1 protein-coding gene is annotated in these 1951 nt (G+C 64.0%); it reads left to right on the plus strand.

Features of this window, described 5'->3' with window-relative positions; genetic code table 11:
* Positions 1–1951 (plus strand): condensation domain-containing protein (locus AACY42_RS28315; RefSeq protein ID WP_445261767.1); only part of this gene is annotated, 1951 nt, incomplete at both ends.

The following is a 1951-nucleotide window of genomic DNA, read 5'->3' on the forward strand; positions in this document are numbered from 1 at the left end:
GGATCATTCAGCAGTGATCGTCCGTGAATACGAGGCGCCACAAGGAGAAGTGGAAGCCAGCATTGCCCGGATCTGGGAGGACTTGCTCAAGCTCGAACAAGTCGGTCGCCACGACAACTTCTTTGAATTGGGCGGCCACTCGCTGCTGGCGGTCACGCTGATCGAACGCATGCGCCAAGTGGGCCTGAGCGCCGATGTCCGCGTGCTGTTCGGCCAGCCGACGCTGGCGGCATTGGCGGCGGCCGTGGGGGGCGTGACGGAGGTCATGGTGCCGGTCAACGGCATTACCCGCGGCTGCGCCCGCATCACGCCGGACATGTTGCCGTTGGCCGATCTGTCCCAAGCGGAAATCGAGCAGATCGTCGCGACGGTGCCGGGCGGCATAAGCAATGTCCAGGACATCTATGCCCTGGCGCCGTTGCAGGAAGGCATTCTGTATCACCACCTGGCTTCGCAGCAGGGTGATCTCTACGTGCAGCAGGCCACCTTCAACTTCAAGGACCGCGCCCGGCTGGACGCCTTTGTCGACGCATTGCAAAGCGTCATCGACCGGCATGACATCTTGCGCACCGCTGTACTCTGGGAAGGCCTGTGCGAGCCGGTGCAAGTGGTCGTTCGCCAGGCGCAATTGATTCTGGACGAGTGTGTTTTCGAGCCGGGCCACGATGTCGCCACGCAGCTTCTCGAACGCTTCGACCGGCAGCACCTGCGCCTCGATGTACGCCAGGCGCCGCTGATGCGCCTGGCGTTCACCCATGACACCGCCAACCAGCGGTGGATCGCCATGCTGTTGTTCCACCATATGGCCCTTGATCACACGGCGCTGGAAGTGGTGCAACACGAGATGCAGGCGCACCTGCTGGGCCACGCTGATCGGTTGGGCGAAGCGGTACCGTTCCGCAACTACGTGGCCCAGGCCCGCTTGGGCGTGAGCCGTGAGGAACATGAAGGGTTCTTCCGCGACATGCTCGGCGACATCGAGGAACCCACGTTGCCGTTCGGCTTGCTGGATGTCCGTGGCGACGGCAGCGATATCGAAGCGGCCGGACTCAACCTCGCCGCCGACCTCAGCCGGCGCCTGCGGGCCCAGGCCCGTCAGTTGGGGGTGAGCGCTGCGAGCCTGCATCACTTGGCGTGGGCGCAGGTCCTGAGCAAAGTGTCCGGCAAGCAGGATGTGGTCTTTGGCACGGTGTTGATGGGCCGGATGCAGGGCGGTGAGGGCGCCGACCGGGCACTGGGCATGTTCATCAACACCCTGCCATTGCGGGTGGATGTCGATACCCGAGGCGTGCGTGACGGGGTGAAAGCCACCCACGCGCGTTTGACCGGTCTGCTGGGGCACGAGCACGCCTCGCTGTCCCTGGCCCAACGTTGCAGCGGCGTCGCCGCGCCGCTGCCGTTGTTCAGCGCCTTGCTCAACTACCGGCACAGCGCAATGGGCACGGCGTCGAGCGAAGCGTTTGCTGCCTGGGAGGGCATCGAGGCCCTGGGCAGTGAAGAACGTACCAACTACCCGCTGACCTTGTCGGTGGATGACCTGGGCGAAGGTTTTTATGTGTCGGCACTGGCGGTACCTCGGATCGGTGCGCAGCGGATGTGTGTCTATATGAACATCGCCTTGGAGCATCTGGTCGAGGCGCTGGAACAAATGCCGCAGACGCCGTTGAACAGCGTGTCGATCCTGCCGTCGGCCGAGCGTCGCCACTTACTGGTGGATTTCAACGCCACCACTCGCCGCTATCCCCAGGACAGGACTGTCCATGGCCTGTTCGAGGCGCAGGTCACGCAGCGTCCGCAAGCCATTGCGGCCGTACACAATGCCCCAAGCCTGACGTACACCGAGTTGAACCACCGGGCCAATGGCCTGGCCCGTCATCTGGTCGGCCTGGGTGTGCAACCGGGCGATCGGGTGGCGATTGCCCTGGAGCGTTCGCTCGAGCTGTTGGTCAGC

It is taken from the genome of Pseudomonas sp. RL_5y_Pfl2_73 (assembly GCF_963970515.1).
Taxonomy (GTDB): Bacteria; Pseudomonadota; Gammaproteobacteria; order Pseudomonadales; family Pseudomonadaceae; genus Aquipseudomonas.